We start from the raw sequence: 23,185 nt of genomic DNA, 5'->3' as shown, positions 1-23,185 counted from the left end.
TAAGGATAAGCATGCAAACATTTATTAAAACGAGTGCCCTAGCCCTTTCATTTTCATTGTTAGCAGCTTGCCAAAATCAAGTGAAAAACCCTGAGTTAAACCAATGCGCACAACAAAACTATCAGTGCGAAAATAGTTGCGATCAGCAATCAATTGACAAAGGTTTAAAACAGCAAGTGTGCTCTGCCAAATGTATAGAGAGCTATAATCAGTGTAAAGCACAAGCGCAAAAGCTGACTGATCTGTAATCGCTTTTAGTAACTTAGTCTGTTTTACGCTTTAAAATTTTACACACAAAAAAACCGCTCATTGAGCGGTTTTTTTATTGGTTGGGTTTAAATTATAAACCTAACTTTTTAAGCTCTGCTTCTACTAACTTAGCAGATAGTGGTACGTAACCATCTTTTTCAACGATTTTTTGACCGTCTTTAGAAAGTACCATTTTTAAGAACTCGGCTTCAATTGGAGAAAGCGGCTTATTAGGGTGCTTGTTCACGTAAACGTATAAAAAACGAGAAAGTGGGTATTTACCTTTAGCAACATTATCAAGCGTTGCATCTACGTAGTTAGTGCCTTTTTTAGATAAAGGAACCGTACGTACACCCGACGTTTTGTAACCAATGCCTGAGTAACCAATCGCGTTTAATGAAGATGAGATTGACTGTACAACAGACGCAGAACCTGGTTGTTCATTTACGTTGTTACGGAAGTCACCTTTACACAGCGCTTTCTTTTTAAAGTAACCGTAAGTACCTGATACAGAGTTACGTCCGTATAATTGAATGTCTTTTGCAGCCCAGTCGCCCGTTAGGCCAACATCGCTCCAGCGGTTAACTTGCTCAGACGCACCACACTTACGAGTAGATGAAAAAATAGCATCTACTTGGTCAATACGTAAGCCTTCTATTGGGTTATCTTTGTGTACAAATACCGCTAATGCATCAATCGCTACACGCACTTCTGTAGGCTTGTAACCGTAACGTTTTTCGAACGCTTCGATTTCTTTTGATTTCATTTTACGGCTCATAGGACCCATGTTAGAGGTGCCTTCAGTAAGCGCTGGTGGAGCAGTAGACGAACCTGCCGCTTGAATTTGAATATTTACATTTGGGTAAATACGTTTGTACTCTTCAGCCCAAAAAGTCATCATGTTAGCTAAAGTATCAGAGCCTACAGATGAAAAGTTACCTGAAACGCCGTTAATTTTTTGATATTCAGGAATTGCGTCGTCAAGAGCAACAGCCTGTGCAGATACTAATGTTGTAACAGCCACACCCATTGCGGCAACTAAGTTTTTAAATTTCATGCGGGGTTCTCCGATTTGTTCGTCCCATTTCCTAACTGTCGTCTACTGTAAAGTGAGTAGATGACAGTTACATTACTCTTAAATGACACTTTTATGACTTTGCTTTTTATTGCCTTTAACTTGCTAAGTTAACAAGCTTATCCTTTGAAAAGTCGAAAGAAAAACACGAGCCTTTACCAAGTTCACTGGTTATATTTAATTTACTATCGTGACGTGTAAGCACATGTTTAGTAATTGCTAAACCTAAACCTGAGCCACCGGTTGTGCGGCTCCTTGCTTTATCTACGCGGTAAAAGCGCTCAGTTAAACGATTTATATGCTCTGGTGCAATACCATCGCCATTATCATTTACACTAAAGTGCGCAAGCCCCTCTTTACGCTGCCAGGTAACAATAATTTTTCCGCCCGCCTTAGTGTAATGTATAGCGTTAAACACTAAATTAGAAAACGCACTGCGTAGCTCATCTTCAGAGCCTTTAATATCAAGCTCATTATCTATATCAAAAATAAGCTCATGGCCTTTATCTTGGTTTATAGACTGCGCTTCGGTTTTAATGTAGTTGAGCATTTGTGGCACATTAATGGCTTTGTCGTTATCTTGCCTGCGCGACCCCTCTATACGCGAAAGAGATAAAAGCTGATTAACTAAGCTATCCATACGCTTACATTGCTCAAGCATAGTATTTTGCGCTTTATTCCACATTGCAGGCGGTGGCATCATATCGCCATCCATCATCTCAAGGTAACCAGTAACGACCGTAAGCGGTGTGCGTAGCTCATGCGATACATTGGCAACAAAATCTTTGCGCATTTGCTCTAGCTGCTTTAGGCGTGTTACATCACGCACTACCACCATAAGCTGCGTGCTGGCATACGGCATTACCCTAAATTCAAGTACTTGGTCAACAATATGCCCGTTATCAAGCTCTAATGGCTCTTCAAATTCACCGCGCAGCATGTACTTGGCAAATTTAGGTTCGCGTATTAGGTTATCTAGGCGCTGGCCATGATCGGTCGGCCATTGTAGCCCCAATACTTTAAGTGCAAGTTGGTTACACCAAACAATGCTTAAATCACTTTGCAACACCACTACGGCATCGGGTACGGCTTCAGCTCCATCGCGAAAGCGACGAATTAAATCGGCCAGTTCATTGCGTTTTTTACGATTACGGTGCTGTAAATGATAAATGCCTTCAAATACTTGTTCCCACGCACCCTCGCCCTCTGGTGGGTTAAAGCTACGTTGATTTAAAAGCCAATCGCTTAAGCGATAAAGTTGATGATAATGCCAGACTAAAAGAGAAGAAGTGCCTAAAAATAAAAGCAAAAAAGGTGCACCAATAAGCACACCAACTAATAACAGGGGTAAAAAATAGATAAACAGACGTTTTACTAACGCCTGTTTATTAATAACTCGATACATACACTCACTTTACCTTTGAGTAGTAATTTATGCGTACTCACACCCTAGCTGCGGTACCTTATAATTTACTAGAAAAACGATAACCTGCACCACGTACTGTTTGTACTAAGCGATCATGCCCCAGCGGTGCAATCGCTTTGCGTAAACGACGTATGTGCACATCAACTGTACGGTCTTCTACGTACACATTAGTTCCCCAAACATGGTCAAGCAGTTGCTCACGGCTATAAACACGTTCTGGGTGAGTCATAAAAAAATGTAATAATCTAAATTCGGTTGGGCCCATATCAAGCTCGCTTCCCTCAGAGGTAACACGGTGCGATATTGGGTCTAAACGTAAGCCATGTACTTCAATGGCTTCTTCTAATGAGGTAGGCGATACACGGCGAATAACCGCTTTAATACGAGCCATTAACTCTTTAGGAGAAAAAGGTTTAGTAACGTAGTCATCTGCCCCTACTTCTAGGCCGCGTACTTTATCTTCTTCTTCGCCGCGGGCTGTAAGCATAATAATTGGAATTTGACGTGTGTATTCACTTTGCTTAAATTGCTTAGCAATTTGAATACCGCTACCGCCTGGTAACATCCAATCGAGTAAAACCATATCTGGGTATGGTTCAACCATAGCTGCAATGGCAGAATCGTAATCTTCTGCTTCAATTGCTTGAAATCCATTTTGTTCTAAAACAAAAACTAACATCTCTCTGATAGGAGCTTCATCATCTACGACTAGTACTTTACGTGACATTCCAAATTATCTCTTACGCTATCGAATTAGTTTTCATTATTATGACTAAGTATGACATTTTTATGAAAGTGTAACGTGTAAATTAAAATCCTGGTAAAAAAAACACAAAATAGTGACAAAAAACATCATTAACGTCATATTTTTAAAACTATTTTGCAAATTAAGGTTAATCAAAACATATTTACAAAAAGATGACAGTTCTATTTCTGAGTAGACACTCATAGCGGGATCATTACTTTACTAACACAGTAAAAAAACCAGATACGAAACTGATTTTGCACTGCTAGATGTCATTATGTGGCTAAAAATAGATCTGTTTTTTACTAAGCAGCCTATTAAAAGATCAGGTTTTTACTAAGCTGATCGGGTTTGGGATCACACTTATACTTAGTCAAACAACTAAGCTCCTGATCTATTGTACAAATAAAAAACGATCTGATTAATTGAGTGCCTAACTTAGCGTAAAACTATGCGCTAGTTGGTAAATAAATGATCCAAACGCGGCGCGGTTAGTAAATCAGTGATCCCACTTTAGTAAGTTGGTATAACAGTGATCCCAGTACTTTGCGGTATAAAAAAACCAGCTGGATTACGCCAGCTGGTTTTTATAACGGTATTTTTTAATTAAAGATCATTATTTAATTTGTGGGTCTAACTCACCACTTAAATACTTAAGGTGCATATCATCAAGTGAAATTGGCTTAATTTTCCCAGCTTGTCCTGCTGTACCAAACGCGTTGTAGCGGGCAACACAAATCTCTGTCATTGCTTTAGTTGCTTCTGCTAGGTATTTACGCGGATCGAAGTTAGATGGGTTAAGCGCCATATGACGGCGAATAGCACCAGTAGAGGCCAAGCGTAAATCGGTATCAATATTTACTTTACGTACACCGTATTTGATCCCTTCTACAATTTGCTCAACAGGTACGCCGTATGTTTCAGGAATTTCGCCACCGTATTGATTTATGATCTCTAACCACTCTTGGGGTACAGATGATGATCCGTGCATTACTAAGTGTGTGTTCGGGATACGGGCGTGAATTTCTTTAATACGATCAATCGCTAAAATATCATCTGTGGGTGGGCGCGTAAATTTGTAAGCCCCGTGCGATGTACCACACGCTATTGCCAAGGCATCAACGTGAGTTTTATTTACAAAATCGGCGGCTTCTTCTGGATCGGTAAGCATTTGATCGGTTGTAAGCTTTCCTTCTGCGCCTACACCATCTTCTTCGCCCGCTTCTCCGGTTTCAAGTGAGCCAAGTACACCTAGCTCGCCTTCAACCGACACGCCACAGGCGTGCGCCATAGCCACGGTTTCGCGTGTTACTTCTACATTATATTCGTAACTTGATGGGGTTTTTCCGTCAGTCATTAATGAGCCATCCATCATAACTGATGAAAAGCCAAGTTGAATTGAGCGTTGGCAAACACCGGGTGAGGTGCCGTGATCTTGGTGCATTACTACTGGAATGTGCGGCCATTCTTCAACGGCTGCTAAAATCATGTGGCGGATAAATGGAGCACCAGCATAAGCACGTGCGCCTGCTGATCCTTGAACAATTACTGGGCTGTTTGTTTTATCAGCCGCTTCCATTATTGCGCGCATTTGCTCTTGGTTATTCACGTTAAAGGCTGGAACGCCGTAACCGTGTTCAGCTGCATGATCTAAAAGTTGTCGCATACTGATTAAAGCCATTGGGTATTCTCCAATTTATCGACAGCAGTCTCCTGCCATCTAGTTTGAACGGATGTGTTAATTTGACGCAATCACTGCGTCACGAACCATCGCAACTAAAACTGCAAAGTTTCGTCTTGATTAACTATTAAATAAGGGTGAGAGGTATTTAATAATTAATCGTTGGTGAGGGTTCCCCCTCACCTAATGCGGCTAAAATTTATTATTAAGCGCGCGACTCTAGCATTTCTACTGCTGGAAGTTTTTTGCCTTCTAAAAACTCTAAGAACGCACCACCACCGGTTGAAATGTAAGATACTTTATCGGCAATGCCGTATTTATCAATTGCAGCTAAGGTATCACCGCCACCAGCAATTGAAAACGCATTAGAGTTAGCAATTGCTTGGGCAATAGCACGCGTGCCATTACCAAACTGATCAAACTCAAATACGCCAACAGGGCCATTCCACACTACAGTACCTGCATTTGCTATAATTTTAGCAAGTTGGCTGGCTGTATCAGGGCCAATATCAAAAATCATGTCATCGCTTGTTACTTCGCTTACATCTTTAAGCGTAGCAACTGCTGAGTCTGAAAATTCATTACCTACTACAACATCAGTCGGTACCGGAATTTCACCATTGTTTTGTTTAGCTGCAGCACATAAACGATTTGCTTCATCCATTAAATCAGCTTCGTAAAGTGATTTACCAACCGGATGACCCGCAGCTGCAATAAAGGTATTAGCAATACCGCCGCCAGTTACTAGTTGATCAACAATCGTTGAAAGCGAGTCTAAAACAGTTAATTTAGTTGATACTTTAGAGCCACCTACAATAGCAACTAATGGGCGAGCTGGGTTATCTAATGCTTTACCTAATGCTTCAAGCTCTGCTGATAATAACGGGCCAGCACAGGCAACATCTGCAAATAAGCCAACACCATGAGTAGACGCTTGTGCGCGGTGAGCGGTGCCAAATGCATCCATTACATACACATCACACAGTGCTGCAAGTTGTTTTGATAACGCTTCGTCGTTTTTCTTTTCGCCTTTGTTAAAGCGTACGTTTTCAAACACAACCACTTCATTATCGGCAACTTCAACGCCGTTTAAGTAGTCTTTCTCAAGGCGTACATTTTGCTCAAGTGCATCGTTTAAGTAATCGGCAACAGGAGCAAGTGAAAACTCGTCGTCGTACTCACCTTCTGTTGGGCGGCCAAGATGCGACATAACCATTACCTTAGCGCCTTTTTCAAGCGCTAATTTAATAGTAGGCAGCGCAGCACGAATACGTGCGTCTGACGTCACTTTACCTGCTTTTACTGGCACATTTAAATCTTCACGAATTAATACGCGCTTGCCGTTTAAATCTAAATCTGCCATTTTTATGACCGACATAACATCTCCTTAGTTAACGATACTTGAACCTGAAAAATAAATTTTAAAATTATTATAAAACGCTTACTTAGCCATCATCGCACGTGCCGTATCTAGCATACGATTGGCAAAACCCCATTCGTTATCACACCAAACAAGTAACTTTATCAGGCGTTTGTGACTAACACGTGTCTGCGTGCCATCAATAATACAAGAATGTGGGTCGTGATTAAAATCAACCGATACCAGTGGCTCTTCGGTGTAACTTAAAATGCCTTCTAAGCGATCTTTTGCTTGTGCTTTAAGTGCTGTATTTACCGCGTTTAAATCTACATCGTCATTTACTGTAACACTTAAGTCCATTGCCGTTACGTTAATTGTCGGCACGCGAACCGCAATGGCTTCAAAGCGCCCTTCAAATTTTGGTAAAATGCGGTCTATTCCTCGTGCTAATTTTGTATCTACCGGAATAATAGACTGACTCGCAGCACGGGTACGACGTAAATCATGATGATACGCATCAATCACTTGTTGATCGTTCATCGACGCGTGAATAGTAGTAATAGCACCCGATTCAATGCCAAACGCATCATCTAGTACTTTAATAACAGGCACCACACAGTTTGTAGTACACGAGCCGTTAGATACAATTGAGTGCTCACTTTTTAGCTCATCGTCGTTAATGCCATACACAATGGTGGCATCTACGTCGTTATCAGCTGGGTGCGAAAACAACACCTTTTTAGCGCCCGCGGTAATGTGTAGTTGTGCATGCTCACGCGAGTGATAAACACCGGTACATTCAAGTACCACATCTACATCAAGGGTTTGCCAAGGTAATTCTACTGGGTTTTCTTCACAAAATAGTGCAATAGTATCGCCTGCAACACTAATGGTGTCTTCACCAAGTTTTACAGGAAAAGAAAAACGACCGTGGGATGTGTCGTATTTTAATAAATGAGCAATAGCTTCAGGGTCAGCAAGTTCGTTAATCGCAACAATTTTTATCTCGTCGCTCAAACCTGACTCGTACAACGCGCGGACAATATTTCGACCAATACGACCAAAACCATTAATTGCAAGTTTGATTGCCATGAAATATAAAATCCACTCTCTTTACGTGCAGACAAAGGCATCAATGCCTTTTAGATGGCTGTATTGTAATCGACCTTGAACATTTTTATAAGAGGGAGCGATTAGAAACTTTAAATTAACCCAAAAGTAGCTAATTACCTTGGCTACTTTTGGGTATAAAGCAAGCTTACTCTATTGCTTACTACAGTGCTTTTAAAGCATTAACTATATCTTGTGGCTCTGAGCGTGTACGGTAATCAACATCAACATAACGCCACGTTACCTTACCTTCACTATTTAAAACAAAGGTTGCAGGGATAGGTAAAATGCTGCCATTGCCGTTATTAAGTGACTCTAAATCAAGGCCGCGGTCTACACGCATATGCTCTAGTAAAAATTCAGGAACTTTCCACGCTACGCCATAACTTGCTGCAACATCCGCATTTTGGTCACTCAGTACTACAAAGTCCATGTTACTTATTTCGCTTTCGCTCATTGAGCCATCGGGCACTTGTGGGCTAATAGCCACCAGCTGCGCGCCTAATGCATGAATTTCAGGTAAGCGTGCTTGAAGCGCTTTTAGCTGTAGATTACAGTATGGACACCAACTACCACGATAAAAAGTAATAACAACGGGGCCTTTAGCAAGTAACTCGGCTAACTGCACCGATTGACCTTGTTGATTTGGTAACTCAAAGTTTGGCGCATTTTGGTTTAGAGCAAGTGCATTAGCACCCTCTTGAAAAGATTTTGCTTGAGCAATACTCTCATCAACACCTTTCATAAAATCAGGATTACCTTTTCGCCCTGCTGCTACTTTTGCCTCGGTTTGTGCTTTTAATGTGTTGCTTTCATCGCTCATAGTATGGCTACCTTCAAATTAATCAAAAACATAAAGCCAGCTTACAGTACGACAATGTATTTGGAATGAAAATTTTAACTTAATCAGTTATTTCTAAATCAAACACTACGTTTATGGATGATTTAAAGCTTATTGTTGCATGTAAATCATTACTACGTATTTGAGGAAAAGAGTTATTATCTTGCTGCGACCTGTGCATTTTGGTTATGGCTGTACTAAAACCACTGTCATAGCTGTTTTTAGTTGAGCTAATAGTGCGTACTTCACCTACTTTTGCGTTGAATGAATCAGCAAGTACATTCGCTTTTATTTTTGCATCTTCAATTGCTAGCTGTATGGCTTGCGCTTGTAATTGCTCAAATTTTGAAGATAAAAATTCAATATTTTGAATGGCATTTACTTCTTGGTTCAATAAAAAATCTGTTAAATCGCTCACACGCGCAATACTATTTAGCGTTACTTCAAACGTTCTTATCGCTGAGTATTCGCTAAGGGCCTGATCCCCTGTTTCAATATAATCCATCCCTGTTTTTTCAATTTTAACGTTTGAGGCAACTACGTCATCGGCGGTTATTTCAAATTGATTGAGCCCATCTATTAATAACTTCACTTTATTCTCAAGCGCGTTATTGGCGGCTTTCGGCTCATTTTTAACACTGTTAACTTTAAATAGTATTTTAGCCATATCAGGCTCAACTAATACCTCAGCAGTGCCTTGCACTGAGATATGACGATTGGCTGGTAAGCTCGAATTAGCAAAAGTGATAAGTGGCGCAAAGAATAAAACAATAGCGGTAGTGAGTTTCATGTCGTTCCTTGAGGTGATTAGTTTAATAATGACCTTATAATCGTACCTATAAATATACACGTAAAATAAAAGTAAAATACCCATTATTTTAGGCGGGAGTTTACCTCGCGCGTCATAAAGTCGCGCCTACAGCCAACCTAGGTTAACTCACCTACTTTGACCTCTTTACCACGATTTATTTGATGGCATTGCGCGAGTAGTAATTCGGCGGTGGCTTGTGCGTCTGTTAGTGCGTTATGGCAATGATAACTTGGTAACTCATAACGTGTGCGACACGCACTTAGGGTTAAATCATCTTGTTTTATTTCTGCGCCTTGGCAAGTAAGGCGCTTTTTTTCTATGTGGAGGGTGTCGAGTATTAGCTTTGGTTGCGCACTTATATTGGCGTTTTTAAGGGCAGCTTTTAAAAAGCCCCAATCCAGAATGGCGTTATGAAAAACCAAAATATGGTCACTAAAATCACGGCTTAGCTGCGTTAATATAGAGTGCAAGCTTTGCCCTTTAGCAACGGTATCTTCAACAATGCCATGAAAAACAGGGCTTTGCTCTAGGCTTTTTACCTCTTTATTTATTAAATGCTGCGACTCACTTATTTTTATACATTGGTTATCTATTTTTACCCAAGCTATCGAGACAATTTCATGCTGATTAACATCAAGGCCGGTAAGCTCTAAATCAATCACTAAATAGCGCTGTGTTAGTGCATTTTGGCTTAATAAATTTCGCCTTTTTAAGTATTGGCTAAGTAGTTTTTTTACCATACATCTTCCCCCTAATTACAAGCTGCCGCGGGCAAATTTAAATGCGGCGGCTTGCTGGGCTTGTTTGACTAAATAAAAAGCCTCTTTAAGCTGATGACGCTCTAATGAACTTAATTTATCGGGGTTTATGCAGTTACTTGGTAAACCTTCTTCGTTTATTTGTGTACTAAAACGCAATTGAGTTAAAAATCGCCAACAATCTTTTAAATTATAAATATCGTCTTTATTTAGTAGTGTATGCTTAAGTAAAGCATCTAAACGCTCTTGGGTATTGGCGCGTTTTATGCCAGCTTTTAACGCATATAAACGGACTATGTCGTTAATGATCACCACACCATGTTTTTTTAAATCAATGTACTTATGGTTGTTGTCGCTTTTTTGCGTTTTAAGTTTATTAAATAAGCCAATAGGCACTGAACTGGCTCTTATGTCGGTTGCCATAGCAGCATAAAATAATTCATCGCGCGATATTCTGTTTAACTGCTCGCAAAAGCCGCTGTATAACGCATTGGAGCCTTCTATAAAGCGCAAATCAAAAAATATTTTGCAGTTAAGCATGGCGTTAGGCGTTGGACTTTTTATCCACTTAAAAAAGCGCTCGCACCACTTACTTACGCTCATTCTGCACTCATCACTGCTGGCCATAATATTACCGGGGCAACGCCTAATGCCACACTCTACTAGCTGCTCGCATACAAACTCCCCCATGTGTTTAAAGTAAGCTTGGTGCTGCTCGCTTAAATCATCTGGGAGTAATAACCCGTTGTCTTGATCTGAATGTAGGGTTTGCTCCTCCCGTGCTTGCGAGCCAAAACATATAAAGCAAAAGCTGGTCGGTGCTGCGCCATTTTCTTCTTGAAATAAATGAATAAGGCGCGAGGTGAGCGCATCGGTTAAGCCGCTGAGCAATTTACCAATTAGCGATATGTCTTCTATGTTGTACGAAAAACTACGCAGTAACTCAGGGATTTCGCCTGCATAACGTTTTAAATCGGCAATGCTGTGGGCTTTATAAATACGGCCAATAAGCTGCACGGGGTCGCTTTTTTGCTGGCGCAGTAAATCGGTACTGGTAAGCATACCCAGTGGTTTATGGTTTTCGTCGAGCACGGGTAAATGATGAATATTGTATTTAAGCATTAAATGCAAAGCAGAAAATACCCGATTGTTTTCGAATATAAACTTAGGCTTTACACTCATTATAGTGCTAACCGCATTTTGTGGGTTTACTTCATCAGCCAGTACGCGGTTACGCAAATCTCGGTCGGTCACAACACCAACCAAAATGGCGTGTTCGGTGATCATAATTGATGATACACCGTGTTTTTTCATTTTTTTAGCGGTTTGTCTAATGCTTGCATCGGGCGCAAGGGTAATTGCAGTGCGGGTCATGAGCTCTGATATTCTGCGCTCAGACCAGCTATCGTTTTTACTTTTATAGTGCGATGAAAGTAAACGATTGGCGTGCGCGCGTACAAAATATTGCTCAAACGGTTTATATTCGCGGCGTAAAAAGTCAAAGTGCTCTTGGGAGAGCATATACACTATGCCCTCTTTTTGTACCTGCAGCCTGTTTTGAATCGCCTCTCCTGTTAACAAAGAAGGGTAACCAAAGTAATCACCTTGGGCTAAACGTTTTACTACGTCACCTTTTGCATCCACTAGGTCATATAAACCTGAGCGAATTAAAAATAGCTTAGGGGATTGCGTTTGCAGCCATTGCGTTTGGTTTTCTCGGGTTAAATAAACACTATCAATATGACTTACAAAATACTCACATGCACTGTCGTGTAGCATGCTAAATGGTGCCTGCATACACACAAACTGGGCAACTTCCTGCTGCTCTACATTCATTGCTGTACTCTTAAAAAGTATACACGAAATCTAATGTACTCATTATTTGAACAAATAAAAAGCCCGACTAAAGTCGGGCTTTTGTTACTTTATTTTTAGGTAGGCTTAGCGCATTAGTGAGCGTGGGCTTCACCTGACCCTTTAGGATTACGAATACCTTCTACCATTTGTTGTATTTCAAGCGGAGTCGATTTTGTTAATTTAAGTACAAGTGCTGCAACCACAAAGTTGATGACCATACCTACTAAACCAATTCCCTCTGGTGAAATACCTAAGAACCAATTTTCTGGGCTATTGAGCTCAGGGCTTACAAACTTAAAGAAGATAATATACGCGGCGGTAAAACCAATACCCGTTACCATGCCAGCAATTGCACCTTCTTTATTCATTGTTTTAGAGAATATCCCCATAATAATTGCTGGGAAGAAACTCGCTGCCGCTAAACCAAAGGCAAAGGCAACCACCGATGCAACAAACCCAGGCGGGTTAATTCCAAAGTAAGCCGATATAACAATAGCTATCATGGCGGCTAACCTTGCAGCCAATAGCTCTTGTTTATCGCTTATATCAGGCTTAAGTGTTCGCTTGAGTAAATCGTGCGATACAGAGGTTGAAATAACCAGCAATAAACCTGCAGTAGTCGAAAGCGCAGCTGCAATACCGCCCGCTGCAACTAATGCAATTACCCATGCTGGTAAGTCGGCAATTTCAGGGTTAGCCAGTACCATAATATCGCGGTCTACTTTTACTTCGTTTGCGCTATTTGGATCTTCTACTTTACCGGCCGTATAAAACATTTTGCCGTCGCCATTTTTATCATTAAAGGTAATTAGGCCTGTACGTTCCCAGTTTTTGATCCACGCTGGAGCTTGTGCGTATTCTGTACCGCTACCGTCTTTACCGTTAATGGTGTCGATCATATTTACGCGAGCAAACGAGGCAACCGCTGGGGCTGTGGTGTAAACAATGGCAATAAATACCAGTGTCCACGCTGCTGAAATACGAGTATCTTTAACGCGAGGTACAGTGAAAAAGCGAACAATTACATGCGGTAAACCCGCAGTACCGACCATTAAAGCGCCGGTAATAGCAAATACATCAATCATGCTTTTAGAGCCTTCGGTGTATTGTGCAAAGCCTAGCTCTGCGCTTAAACCGTCTAGCTTATCAAGTACATACATGCCCGAGCCATCACTTAATGTGGCACCAAAACCGGTTTGCGGAAAGAAGTGGCCGGTCATCATCATTGAAATAAAGATAGCGGGCACAAGGTAGGCAAATACAAGCACACAGTACTGCGCTACTTGCGTATAGGTAATGCCTTTCATGCCGCCAAGTACCGCATAAAAGAATACAATCACCATTCCAATGTAAACACCAGTTTCAATTTCTACTTCTAAAAAGCGCGAAAATACCACACCTACGCCACGCATTTGTCCAGCAATGTAAGTAAAGCAAATAAAAATGGCACACAAAATAGCCACAACGCGTGCTGTTTGTGAGTAATAACGATCACCTATAAAGTCAGGTACAGTGAATTTGCCAAATTTACGTAAATAAGGCGCTAAACACATAGCGAGTAATACATAGCCGCCAGTCCACCCCATTAAGTAAACACCGCCATCGTAACCTGCAAACGAAATAATACCCGCCATTGAAATAAACGACGCTGCGCTCATCCAATCGGCTGCGGTCGCCATACCATTGGCCAGCGGAGGTACGCCGCCACCTGCCACGTAAAACTCATTTGTTGAGCCTGCACGTGCCCAAATTGCAATGCCGATATAAAGCGCAAAACTTAAACCAACAATTATAAATGTGAGTGTTTGAACATCCATTACCTAGCTCCTATTCGTCTACGCCGTATTTTTTATCTAACGTGTTCATTTTGAAAACGTAAACAAAAATCAAAGCTACAAAGGTGTAAATAGCGCCCTGTTGTGAAAACCAGAAGCCAAGTTTAAACCCAAAAAAACGTACTTCATTCAGTACATCTACCAGTAATATGCCAAAGCCAAACGAGACCACAAACCACACTGCTAGTAACTTAAACAGTAGTGAAATGTTTTCTGCCCAATAAGCTTTTGCTTGTTCTTCATCTTTAAAAGCCATTTTTATTTTCCCCTTTAAGCATTGCATAATTGCAATGAGTGGTTTTTTTATAGTCGGTTATTAATTTAGCAACGCGGCGGGAAGAGTGAAGTGAGACCATAGTCGTAACAGCCTGTTAACGTTTACGTAAACTGCAGATGCAGCACCACCGAAAACACAAATAACACTTTCTTTTCAATTACTTAGATTTTAACAAAGGCCAATAACGACAAAGCTTAAGTATATTTGTGCAAAAATGCGACATTAGTCTAACAAACCACCAATAATAAAAATAACCTATTAAAATCAGCACTTTAAAAATAACGTTAAAAGTTTGCATAAAATTGTGCACGCACACTTAAAGTTATCTCTGGTATTGTGTGTGGGTGTAAATAATAAGGTTTAATAACAACATGACTGCTGTACTGATTTTTGTAGCACTGGGCTATATTGGGGTGCTGTTTTGGCTTGCTAATTGGGGCGATAAAACAACACCTCTTGCTAAACGGATTAGCCATCATCCTTTTGTGTATTCGCTATCGTTAGGGATTTATTGTACCTCGTGGACGTACTATGGGTCGGTTGGTACCGCAGCCACCAGTAGTTGGAGCTATTTACCCATTTTGCTCGGGCCTTCATTGTTATTTTTGTTTGGCCAAGGCTTTTTACGCAAACTGGTATTGGTCAGCAAAAAACAAAACATTACCACCATTGCCGATTTTATTTCTGCCCGTTACGGTAAGCGCCAAACCAGTGCCATATTAGTCACCGTTATTGCACTGCTTGCGACAATTCCCTACATTGCACTGCAGTTAAAAGCACTGAGTACCAGCTTTTTGCTTTTGCAAAACAGCAATCAAATATCTGGCGAAATGCTCACTCTAACCGCCACATTAATAATGGCGCTATTTGCTATATTTTTTGGTACCCGTAAGGTAGATGTTACTGAATATCGCTCAGGGCTTATGCTAGCAGTTGCCTTTGAGTCTATGATTAAGCTTATTGCGCTTATTGCCGTAGCTGGCCTAGCGTTATACACCTTATTTAATTTACCCACCCTTAGCGGCAATAAAATCACAGAGTCGATTTGGCAACACTGGGGCAACTTTAACTTTTTTAGTTTTAATTTTATTGGTCAGTCACTTATGGCTGCCGCTGCAATAATTTGTCTACCACGACAATTTCATGTCACCGTGGTAGATAACCAAGACAAACGCCATTTATTTACTGCTCGCTGGGCTTTTCCGCTGTATTTATTACTCACCGCCGCAATGATAATCCCTATTGCGACTGCCGCCATTCACCCAAGTATAGGTAGCAGTTTTTCACCCGACAGCTTTGTACTAGCGCTACCGCTTATTCATGACCAAGCTTTTTTAAGTACCTTTGTATTTATTGGTGGGCTTTCTGCTGCAACCGCCATGATAGTGGTGGCTACACTTACGCTGAGCACCATGATCTCTAACGATGTAGTACTGCCGCTTATGCTACGCCGTAAATTTAAGCGCAACTTAATTACCAGCAGTTATAAGTCGCAAATATTATTAGTCAGGCGCTTTACCATTGCTGGCATACTTATATTGGCTTATTTTTATCAGCAATGGTTTGGCCATGGTAGTGCGCTGGCCAGTATGGGGCTGGTGGCTTTTTCGTTAGTAACGCAGTTGCTCCCCGCTATTGTAGGCGGACTTTACTGGCGTAAAGGCCATGCTTATGGTGTATATGCAGGGCTATTGGCGGGTTTTATTTGTTGGGTATTATTTTTAATGATGCCAATTTTAGATGCTGGCAGCGCACTTGATAGCGAGCTTCAGCAAACACTTATTACACGCGGCACGCTCATTGCCTTATTTGCTAACATTGGTTGTTATATTAGCTTTTCGTTAGGGGCAGAAGAGCGCTTGATAGATAAAATTCAGGCCGCTGCATTTGTTAACCCTAAAGACCAGGCTATTTTATCGCGCCGCTTAAACAAAAATGTTAAAGCCACGGTTTACGACTTTAAAATTTTACTGCAAACCTTTTTAGGTATTCAGCGCAGCCAACAAGTACTGGCGCACTTTTCACTTTCGCATCAGCTAAGTGACAATAATGCCCACCCCGAACCCGAATTTATAGCCTATTGCGAACGTGCGTTAACTGGGGTGTTAGGGGCGTCGTCGGCGCAGGCGCTAATACGTACGGTTTCATCGGGTAAGCGTATGGCGTTTGAGGAGGTAGTTAACTTTTTTGACGAAACCACACAAGCGCTGCAGTTTAACCAAAACCTGTTGTATACCTCGCTCGAAAATTTAAGCCATGGTATTTCGGTGGTCGATAAAGATTTAAAGTTAGTGGCATGGAATAAGCGCTACAGCCAAATGTTTGGCTACCCTGACGGCTTTTTAGAAGTGGGCCAACCAATAGAAGATATTATAAGGTACAACGCCGTACGCGGTGAATGTGGCCCCGGCGAAATAGAGCGCCAAGTAGAAAAGCGCGTTCAGCATTTAAAAAATGGCAGCTCGCATCACTTTATTCGCCACCGTCGTAATGGCCAAGTGTACGAAATGATAGGTAACCCCCTACCCGATGGCGGCTTTGTAACGAGTTTTTCAGATATTACAAACCATATAAGCACACAAAATGCGCTTGAAGAGATCAATATGGATCTTGAAAACCGCATTGAAGCGCGCACCCAAGAAGTACAAACTATTAATAAAGACTTACAAGCACAAATAGATAGCCGAGTAAAAACAGAGCAAGCACTTACTTTAGCCAAACGCGAAGCAGAACAAGCCAACGATAGTAAAACGCGATTTTTAGCACTGGCAAGCCACGATATTTTACAACCCCTTAACGCAGCGCGTTTGTACCTTGCAGCCATAGATGAAAAGCAGCTCGATACAACTAACCAAAATAGCTTTAATAAGCTTGGTCACAGTTTAGATTCAACCGTACATTTAATGTCAGCTTTACTAGAAATTGCTAAGTTAGAGCAAGGCGCAATGACCCCAACCCCGCGGCATTTTTGCATAAACGATATACTTATGCCGCTGCAAAGCGAGTACGCTATTTTATCAAGCGATAAAGGTTTAAAACTCACGGTTCGCTCAAAGGCGCAAATTGTTCATAGCGACATTACCTATTTGCGCCGAATTATACAAAACTTGGTGTCTAATGCGGTTAAATACACCGAAACAGGACGAGTATTAATAGCGTGCAGAAACCGTAAACATAATTTACGCATAGAAGTATGGGACACAGGCCCAGGTATTAGCGAAATAGAACAAGCTAAAATATTTAACGATTTTTACCGAATTGAGGCCGGCGATAACAAAGGCGTAGGTTTAGGACTTGGCGTTGTAAAGCGCATGGCTGATTTACTAAGCTTAGAGCTTGATGTGCACTCAGAGCCTGGGAAAGGGAGCCGCTTTAGTATTGAAGTACCTTATGGTGATACGCAGTTTGTACAACAAAAAGTAAAAGCCAACAGCTTAGTAGAAAACCGCGCTACAATTAATATAGTAGCGGTAGATGATGACCCTGAAAACTTAGCCGCAATGGCCAGTTTACTTAAAAAATGGCAAGCAAATTACACCTTGTTTGACAATGTTGATAACGTACTTGAGCATGCCAAGCAGCATGCAGCACCCGATGTTATTTTAATGGATTACCAATTAGGCAATGATTACGATGGTATTACGCTGATAAAAACACTGCGTGATACATGGCAATGCGAAGTACCTGCCATATTAATTACTGCTGTGCGCGACACAGAGCTAAAACAAGAAACCAAAGCCGCTAATATTCATTACTTAAGTAAACCTATTAAGCCTGGTAAATTAAAAGCACTGCTTAATCACAGTACTTAAGTTTAGCTAAAACAAAGCCCAGTAAATTACTGGGCTTTTGTTTATAACTAAACGCTACTTTAAGCTTGGTTTGCGTGGCTTCTGAGCTTTTGAAATAACCAGCTCAGCCCCACTAACGAAAGCCCTAAACCAATAAACGAGAGCGCTTTTAAAAGCCCTGTTAAATTTGCCATATCCACTAAAAATACTTTAACAATAACAGCTGCGAGTATCCCTAAACCTATTTTTTGAATGAGTAACTGCTTTTTAAGGTGCCCCAATATAACTGTCCCTGCACCGAGTAGAAGCCAAATAATTGAATAACTATAAAGCTCTGCATTACTTACCCCTTTTGATAAGTAAATATAAGGCCCCAGCCAAAATTGACGAATAAAGCCATTAATTGCAAACACACTCAACACACCCGCTACGGTGAGTATAAATGGCGCTGCTTTTGTATACAGCGGTTTAATTAAAGTATAAAGCCAAAGTACTAGACCTGCAGGGACTAACCAAAGCAAGAATAGCCAATTAAAGACGCTATATTCACCAATATAAATAGAGTTTAAAAATGGGTTGGCATTGAGTAAGGTGCTCAGTGTAGTAATACCCGCAGCACTAGCTAATGCTATGCCCGCAACTTGGTATAACTTGGCTAAGCTACCGGCAATACGAGCACGGTGTAAATATACACAGCCAAGCGCAAGCCAATTACACGTTAGTAAAGCTTGTTCGTAAAAGCTCAATGAGCCAAATTTTGGATAATGCCCTACCAGTTGATAACTGGTTTCGGTGGTAATAAATAGCGCCAAGCAATGCAGTGCGGCACCTTCTAACCATATTTTTAATTGTGATGTTTGAAAGCATTTAGCAGCAGCTAAAAACAATGCAGTACACAATGGATAAACAATAATACTCCAATGAAGATTAAATATAGTTAGGGCGTCGTAACTTGGTGTCCATGGTGCAAGTGTTAAGCGCAGTAATAAAGCAGCCACTAACGCTTTAATTGGCCAATGTGGCATTGGCACTCGATAGCGCTTTATTAACACACTAATAAGTAAAACTTGTATAGCCAATGCAATGGTCAGCCCGCTGTCATTCAATAGCATAGTGATAGCAAGCGTAATGTTAGCATTTGCCCCCACCCAATAAGTAAAGCGTTGAAAAAGAGTGACACCGCTCATTGCGCACTTAATTAAAATGGCGCTACTTATAAGTAATATTACTGCCCACAATGGATAGGCCGTGGTCAAAGCATGGTTTGGGATGATAGCGTACAAAGTAGCAATGATTATAAATATGCTAAACGAGGCCGTAATATGAAAAGCCAAGCGTTTAGGTGCCCACTTAATACCAAAATAAAGCCCATAAGCACTGAGCGCTAAACCTAAGAATAGAGCGCCACCATATGGGTGTTTAAATATAAATAGTGAGTCTGAAAAATCAATGTAATAGGACGGCGTGCTTAGTAGTATTAGTGCAGCAGTAATTAACGCTGCCCCCTGCCATAAATCCCAACGGCTATTTTTAAGCACTAAAAACAGTAAGGTTAATATGCTTAATGCATTTATTATTTTCCATTGTAGATAGTTATCACTATCAAAAAGCATAGCCAGTAACAAAGGGGTAATACAGGCAAGCATTAAAGGGTGACTGGGGAGTACGTTTATCAAACGCTTTAAACTATGTGGGCGCGTTTCAACCATCGCAAGCTTTAACCCTAAGCGTGGCACGGCAATTAAACCAATAACACTTAATAACCCATATGTGCCCATAAGCCAAATGGTGCTGCTGTTAGCTATGGTAAAGCCAACGATATACCAGCCTAAATGCCCCGCCCACAGTAGATACCACAACCATGCACGCTGTACTTTATGCGCCACCAACGCAGCTGATAAGCTAATAAAACCAATGTACATATAAAGTGCAAATAAATTATTGCTGCCAGTATTAACCAACACGGGGACACAATAAGCACCAATAATGCCTAGTACAGCTAATACCGGGCCAAGCATTATTGCCATAGCGCTCGCACTTATGGCAATAATGCCAAGTACAACAAAGGCTGTTAAGGGGCTGATCATGCTATAGCTGCTATACGCTAATAAGGTCAGTGCAAAGCACGTAATAAAACCGCCACTGGCAAGCGCTGCAGGTATATAGTTATTAAACCCTTCGAATACACTATTTTTGTAATGCATGTAAGCCGCGGTTGCAATTAAGCCGCCACCAAATAATCCGCCTAGGGTTAAGCGCATCGCAACAGAGAGCAAGCCCGCCTCTAAACTGTACTTTGCTAAAAATATGCCGCCTAATGCCAATGCGACTGCGCCTATCCAGGTCATCCAGTTTTGTTCAAAGTCACTGCGCAGCTTTTTAAAAAGGGAAGTAACAAGTGTGGGTTTGAGATTTTTACTGCTTTGCTTATGTTTACTAACAGAAACACTAGCGGAAGACTTTATTGCTGAAGTTGCCGTTTTTTCCTGCCCATGAGGTTGATTAGGCTGATTAAGACTAACTTGATTAAAAGTCGCCTTATTGCTATTTGCTTGAGCCGTGTCCGAATGTTGAGCTGTAGAGCAATCGGTGCTTTTATCGGCCCCTTCATTGTGGCTTTGTGCGTTGTTAGCTAATTCTAAACTGAGTACTTTTGCTTTTAATTGAGCAATTTCTTGCTTTAAATTACTAAGTTGTGCGATTGCTATAATACCGCAAAGTGCACCAGCCATTATTGCAAATGCAAATAAACCTACTATTCCTAAAAACTCATCCATGGCACGCTCTTTTTATTTATTTTGTAATGAGTGTACCTAAAATTTATTAAGTTTATGTAAGTTTTGTGCAAAAAAAGCCCTAAACAATAATGCTTAGGGCTTTTACTTTCTAGAACGTGTTATATATCAATTAGTCTACACTGTCTGTAATTGTGCGCGTTACACTCATTTTAAAGCCGGAGCTAGTTGTTTCATCATGCTCTAAAATCAAGATGTAATTACCTTCTTCGGTAAAATCTATATCGCTTTGTTGAATTAGCACTATTTGTTGGCCGTTATCCTCAAATACGGCATACACAGTGTAAGCTTCATTATCTACATCAATTTCTTCTTGATCGTATCTATCTAAGCCATCGATTACATTAGTGGCGTCATCAACAGTTTCACCATTTAAGGTAAAGTACACGTCAACTTCGCTTACTGTTTGCCCGGCGTAGCTTTCTATTAGGTTAACAACCGAAATAGTATGGCTGTAGCTGCTCGGTGTTAGGTTTTCCTCAACACTCATCATGCGTAAACCATTATCTACATCGTTGTAAAAAACACCTACGGCACTTTGCTCACGTTCAAGGGTCATTAAAAAGTTATCGGCAAGCTTGGTGCCCTCTTCGTCGTACATTGCAACGCTGTAACTATTTGGCGAAAGCTCTACGTAATCGGTGTAGGTGTCACTTGCTACTGTATTTGTTTCATTAACGGTAGTACCGCGCGTAGCGCTAAAGCTAACTGGCGAGTAATCGTCAACGGTATTTATGAAGCGCAATTGACCTAACGCTGATTGGTGCTTTAGCGCTGTAACGTAGTTATTATCGGTCACTATATCAAGGGTTATACCGTTTTCTTCTGTTGCATAGCTTGGGCGGATCATTGCTACATAGCTTTCTTCATCGTAAAAATAAACTGACTCAGATTCATATATCACATCTGTACTACCTGCCTCAGTGATATAAATTGTGTAGTAGCCCTCATCAAGGGTTTGTAAATCTAGCTCACTTAAGTACTGTGTTGATGTAAATAGCTCAGCACTTTCAAATACACCATCATCGGTTGCTAGGTAAACATCGTAGCTGGTCTCTTCGCTGGTAATATTATAAAAACCTAAGTTAAACTCATCTGTATCGCTTGAAATTGGCACACTTAGTTCTGTGAATGTCGGCTCATCAAAGTTGCCACTCATTACAATAAGTTCGGTCTTATCACCTTTAATTGATACTTCTTGTTCGCTAATTGTAATGTAGCTGTCGTTTGCATCTAAGTATTCAAAACTTAAATCGTAAGTACCGGTGCTGTAGTTATGACGCGTGGTTACATCAGCAAAGTCGGTGCCTGAGCGTTCAGTTTCATCTACAAATAAACGCGTATATGGGCTGTTATAAGAGCCATTATATAATTGCACGTAGCCTGTATCACTTGAGCCGTCGCTGCCGCCACAACCAACTAAAATAGACATTAAACTTAGAGGTAAAGCAGCTTTCAACAGAGAGTTGGTCATTAAAGTTTCCTTATTATTAAAATCACTATTATGACGCTTTTGCTGCATTTTAATTTCATAGTTTACAAAGTATTACCCTCGCTGACAGTTCTTTACGAAAACGTTAAAAACTGTTTTAAATGTGCAAATAATAAGGATGTTTTTCAAAAAGACGATGTAGGAGGTGGGGCAATTTCTAATCTGTCTCGGCCATTATTTTTAGCAAGATATAAAGCCATATCGGCACGCTTCATTACTTTATCTAGGGGCTCGTTGGGGGTTTGCAGCGCCATGCCAATACTTACTGTGAGGTGCTTAGCCTGCTTAACATGAATACTGTGCGCAATATTTATTAATTGCTGACAAAATTCAGCTGCTTGGCTTATATTACGACTAGGCAAATAACCGCCAAACTCCTCACCACCAAGACGAGCAAATTTAGCGTCATTGATAAACACCTGATTATACTTAGTCGCTAACTGCTTGAGTATTGAGTCTCCTTCATCATGTCCAAATTCATCATTAATTGCCTTAAAATGATCAATATCGATAATTAAAATAACATAAGGCGAGGTTGGCGCTGTTCTAATATGCCGATAAAAATAACGCCTATTATGTACTTGTGTTAAGTCATCAATAATTAACTCACGCGCTAAACGGTTATGGATGCTTTGTACAAAACGCATAGTTTTAAATAAACCATAGGCGGTAAAAAGCATCCCTATGGTTCTGCATAAGTCTTCAAAATAAACACTCATCCAATAGGGCTGTACAACTAATTCATCTATTACATCGGCCGTTGTGCCCATACTCCATAGCAATAAACCCAATGTAGAGTACACATATGCTTGTTTTGAAAGCTCAGAGCATTGCACTATCCAAAATAGGAATACAAGTACAATAAGATTGCAAAAATCGGTCGTAAAACCATATACGTTATTTTGTACCTTTAAAGGTGGGAAAGCATTTAAAGCATAAAGTGAGAAAACAATTATGTAGAGCAGTAACGCTATACTTACCGTTTTATTTACCCAACTCATTTTATAAAAGTTAGACAGCCGAACGGTAAGTTTTACAGTTTCAATCATAAGATGGCGCTTTTTAGTGCGTTATTAACAAAC

Annotated in this window: 17 protein-coding genes; 2 read left to right on the top strand and 15 right to left on the bottom strand. The window is 40.7% G+C overall.

Going from position 1 to position 23,185, the window contains the following annotated elements:
* The first annotated feature begins 11 nt into the window (after positions 1 to 11).
* Complete coding sequence (locus tag WDB87_RS06465; protein WP_337849398.1) at positions 12 to 248, top strand: hypothetical protein; 237 nt, start codon at positions 12 to 14, stop codon at positions 246 to 248.
* Between the two features lie 92 nt (positions 249 to 340).
* Here WDB87_RS06465 and WDB87_RS06460 read toward each other — a convergent pair whose 3' ends face one another.
* The 12 genes from WDB87_RS06460 to WDB87_RS06405 form a co-directional block, all read right to left on the bottom strand.
* Positions 341 to 1,306, bottom strand: coding sequence for a PstS family phosphate ABC transporter substrate-binding protein (locus WDB87_RS06460; protein ID WP_004586085.1), 966 nt, complete (start codon positions 1,304 to 1,306; stop codon positions 341 to 343).
* 115 nt (positions 1,307 to 1,421) lie between these two features.
* Positions 1,422 to 2,729 carry a phosphate regulon sensor histidine kinase PhoR gene (gene phoR / locus WDB87_RS06455; RefSeq protein ID WP_337849397.1) on the bottom strand — a complete coding sequence of 436 codons (1,308 nt, stop codon included), beginning with the start codon at positions 2,727 to 2,729 and terminating at the stop codon, positions 1,422 to 1,424.
* Between the two features lie 58 nt (positions 2,730 to 2,787).
* Positions 2,788 to 3,477 (bottom strand): phosphate regulon transcriptional regulator PhoB, encoded by a 690-nt coding sequence (phoB, locus tag WDB87_RS06450; protein ID WP_004586083.1) that lies wholly within the window; start codon positions 3,475 to 3,477, stop codon positions 2,788 to 2,790.
* A 634-nt stretch (positions 3,478 to 4,111) separates the two neighbouring features.
* On the bottom strand, positions 4,112 to 5,176 hold the full coding sequence (fba, locus tag WDB87_RS06445; RefSeq protein ID WP_004586082.1) for a class II fructose-bisphosphate aldolase: 1,065 nt from the start codon (positions 5,174 to 5,176) through the stop codon (positions 4,112 to 4,114).
* Positions 5,177 to 5,381: 205 nt separating this feature from the next.
* Positions 5,382 to 6,554 carry a phosphoglycerate kinase gene (locus tag WDB87_RS06440; protein ID WP_337849396.1) on the bottom strand — a complete coding sequence of 391 codons (1,173 nt, stop codon included), beginning with the start codon at positions 6,552 to 6,554 and terminating at the stop codon, positions 5,382 to 5,384.
* A gap of 63 nt (positions 6,555 to 6,617) precedes the next feature.
* On the bottom strand, positions 6,618 to 7,628 hold the full coding sequence (gene epd, locus WDB87_RS06435) for an erythrose-4-phosphate dehydrogenase (protein ID WP_337849395.1): 1,011 nt from the start codon (positions 7,626 to 7,628) through the stop codon (positions 6,618 to 6,620).
* A 181-nt stretch (positions 7,629 to 7,809) separates the two neighbouring features.
* Entirely contained in the window at positions 7,810 to 8,469 is a 660-nt protein-coding gene (locus WDB87_RS06430) for a peroxiredoxin-like family protein (RefSeq protein WP_337849394.1), read from the bottom strand.
* 79 nt (positions 8,470 to 8,548) lie between these two features.
* On the bottom strand, positions 8,549 to 9,277 hold the full coding sequence (locus WDB87_RS06425) for an SIMPL domain-containing protein (protein WP_337849393.1): 729 nt from the start codon (positions 9,275 to 9,277) through the stop codon (positions 8,549 to 8,551).
* Positions 9,278 to 9,414: 137 nt separating this feature from the next.
* Positions 9,415 to 10,038 carry a 3'-5' exonuclease gene (locus WDB87_RS06420; RefSeq protein ID WP_337849392.1) on the bottom strand — a complete coding sequence of 208 codons (624 nt, stop codon included), beginning with the start codon at positions 10,036 to 10,038 and terminating at the stop codon, positions 9,415 to 9,417.
* Between the two features lie 15 nt (positions 10,039 to 10,053).
* The gene (locus WDB87_RS06415) at positions 10,054 to 11,892 is read right to left on the bottom strand and encodes a DUF294 nucleotidyltransferase-like domain-containing protein (protein ID WP_337849391.1); all 1,839 of its coding nucleotides are present in this window, start codon (positions 11,890 to 11,892) and stop codon (positions 10,054 to 10,056) included.
* Positions 11,893 to 12,005: 113 nt separating this feature from the next.
* On the bottom strand, positions 12,006 to 13,730 hold the full coding sequence (locus tag WDB87_RS06410) for a sodium:solute symporter family protein (RefSeq protein ID WP_286245144.1): 1,725 nt from the start codon (positions 13,728 to 13,730) through the stop codon (positions 12,006 to 12,008).
* A gap of 10 nt (positions 13,731 to 13,740) precedes the next feature.
* Entirely contained in the window at positions 13,741 to 14,004 is a 264-nt protein-coding gene (locus tag WDB87_RS06405) for a DUF4212 domain-containing protein (protein WP_004586074.1), read from the bottom strand.
* Positions 14,005 to 14,396: 392 nt separating this feature from the next.
* On the opposite strand from WDB87_RS06405, the gene WDB87_RS06400 reads away from it, so the two are divergent.
* The gene (locus WDB87_RS06400; protein ID WP_337849390.1) at positions 14,397 to 17,837 is read left to right on the top strand and encodes a PAS domain-containing hybrid sensor histidine kinase/response regulator; all 3,441 of its coding nucleotides are present in this window, start codon (positions 14,397 to 14,399) and stop codon (positions 17,835 to 17,837) included.
* A gap of 59 nt (positions 17,838 to 17,896) precedes the next feature.
* On the opposite strand, the gene WDB87_RS06395 is transcribed toward WDB87_RS06400, so the two are convergent.
* From WDB87_RS06395 to WDB87_RS06385, 3 genes are all read right to left on the bottom strand, one after another.
* Entirely contained in the window at positions 17,897 to 20,593 is a 2,697-nt protein-coding gene (locus tag WDB87_RS06395) for a DUF2339 domain-containing protein (protein WP_337849389.1), read from the bottom strand.
* 130 nt (positions 20,594 to 20,723) lie between these two features.
* Positions 20,724 to 22,085: a hypothetical protein gene (locus tag WDB87_RS06390; protein WP_286245147.1), complete on the bottom strand. Its 1,362-nt coding sequence runs from the start codon at positions 22,083 to 22,085 to the stop codon at positions 20,724 to 20,726.
* Between the two features lie 143 nt (positions 22,086 to 22,228).
* On the bottom strand, positions 22,229 to 23,152 hold the full coding sequence (locus WDB87_RS06385) for a GGDEF domain-containing protein (RefSeq protein ID WP_337849388.1): 924 nt from the start codon (positions 23,150 to 23,152) through the stop codon (positions 22,229 to 22,231).
* Between the last annotated feature and the right edge of the window lie 33 nt (positions 23,153 to 23,185).

Source organism: Pseudoalteromonas sp. C12FD-1, from assembly GCF_037414265.1.
Taxonomy (GTDB): domain Bacteria; phylum Pseudomonadota; class Gammaproteobacteria; order Enterobacterales; family Alteromonadaceae; genus Pseudoalteromonas.
This window is presented reverse-complemented; position numbering and strand designations above follow the sequence as displayed.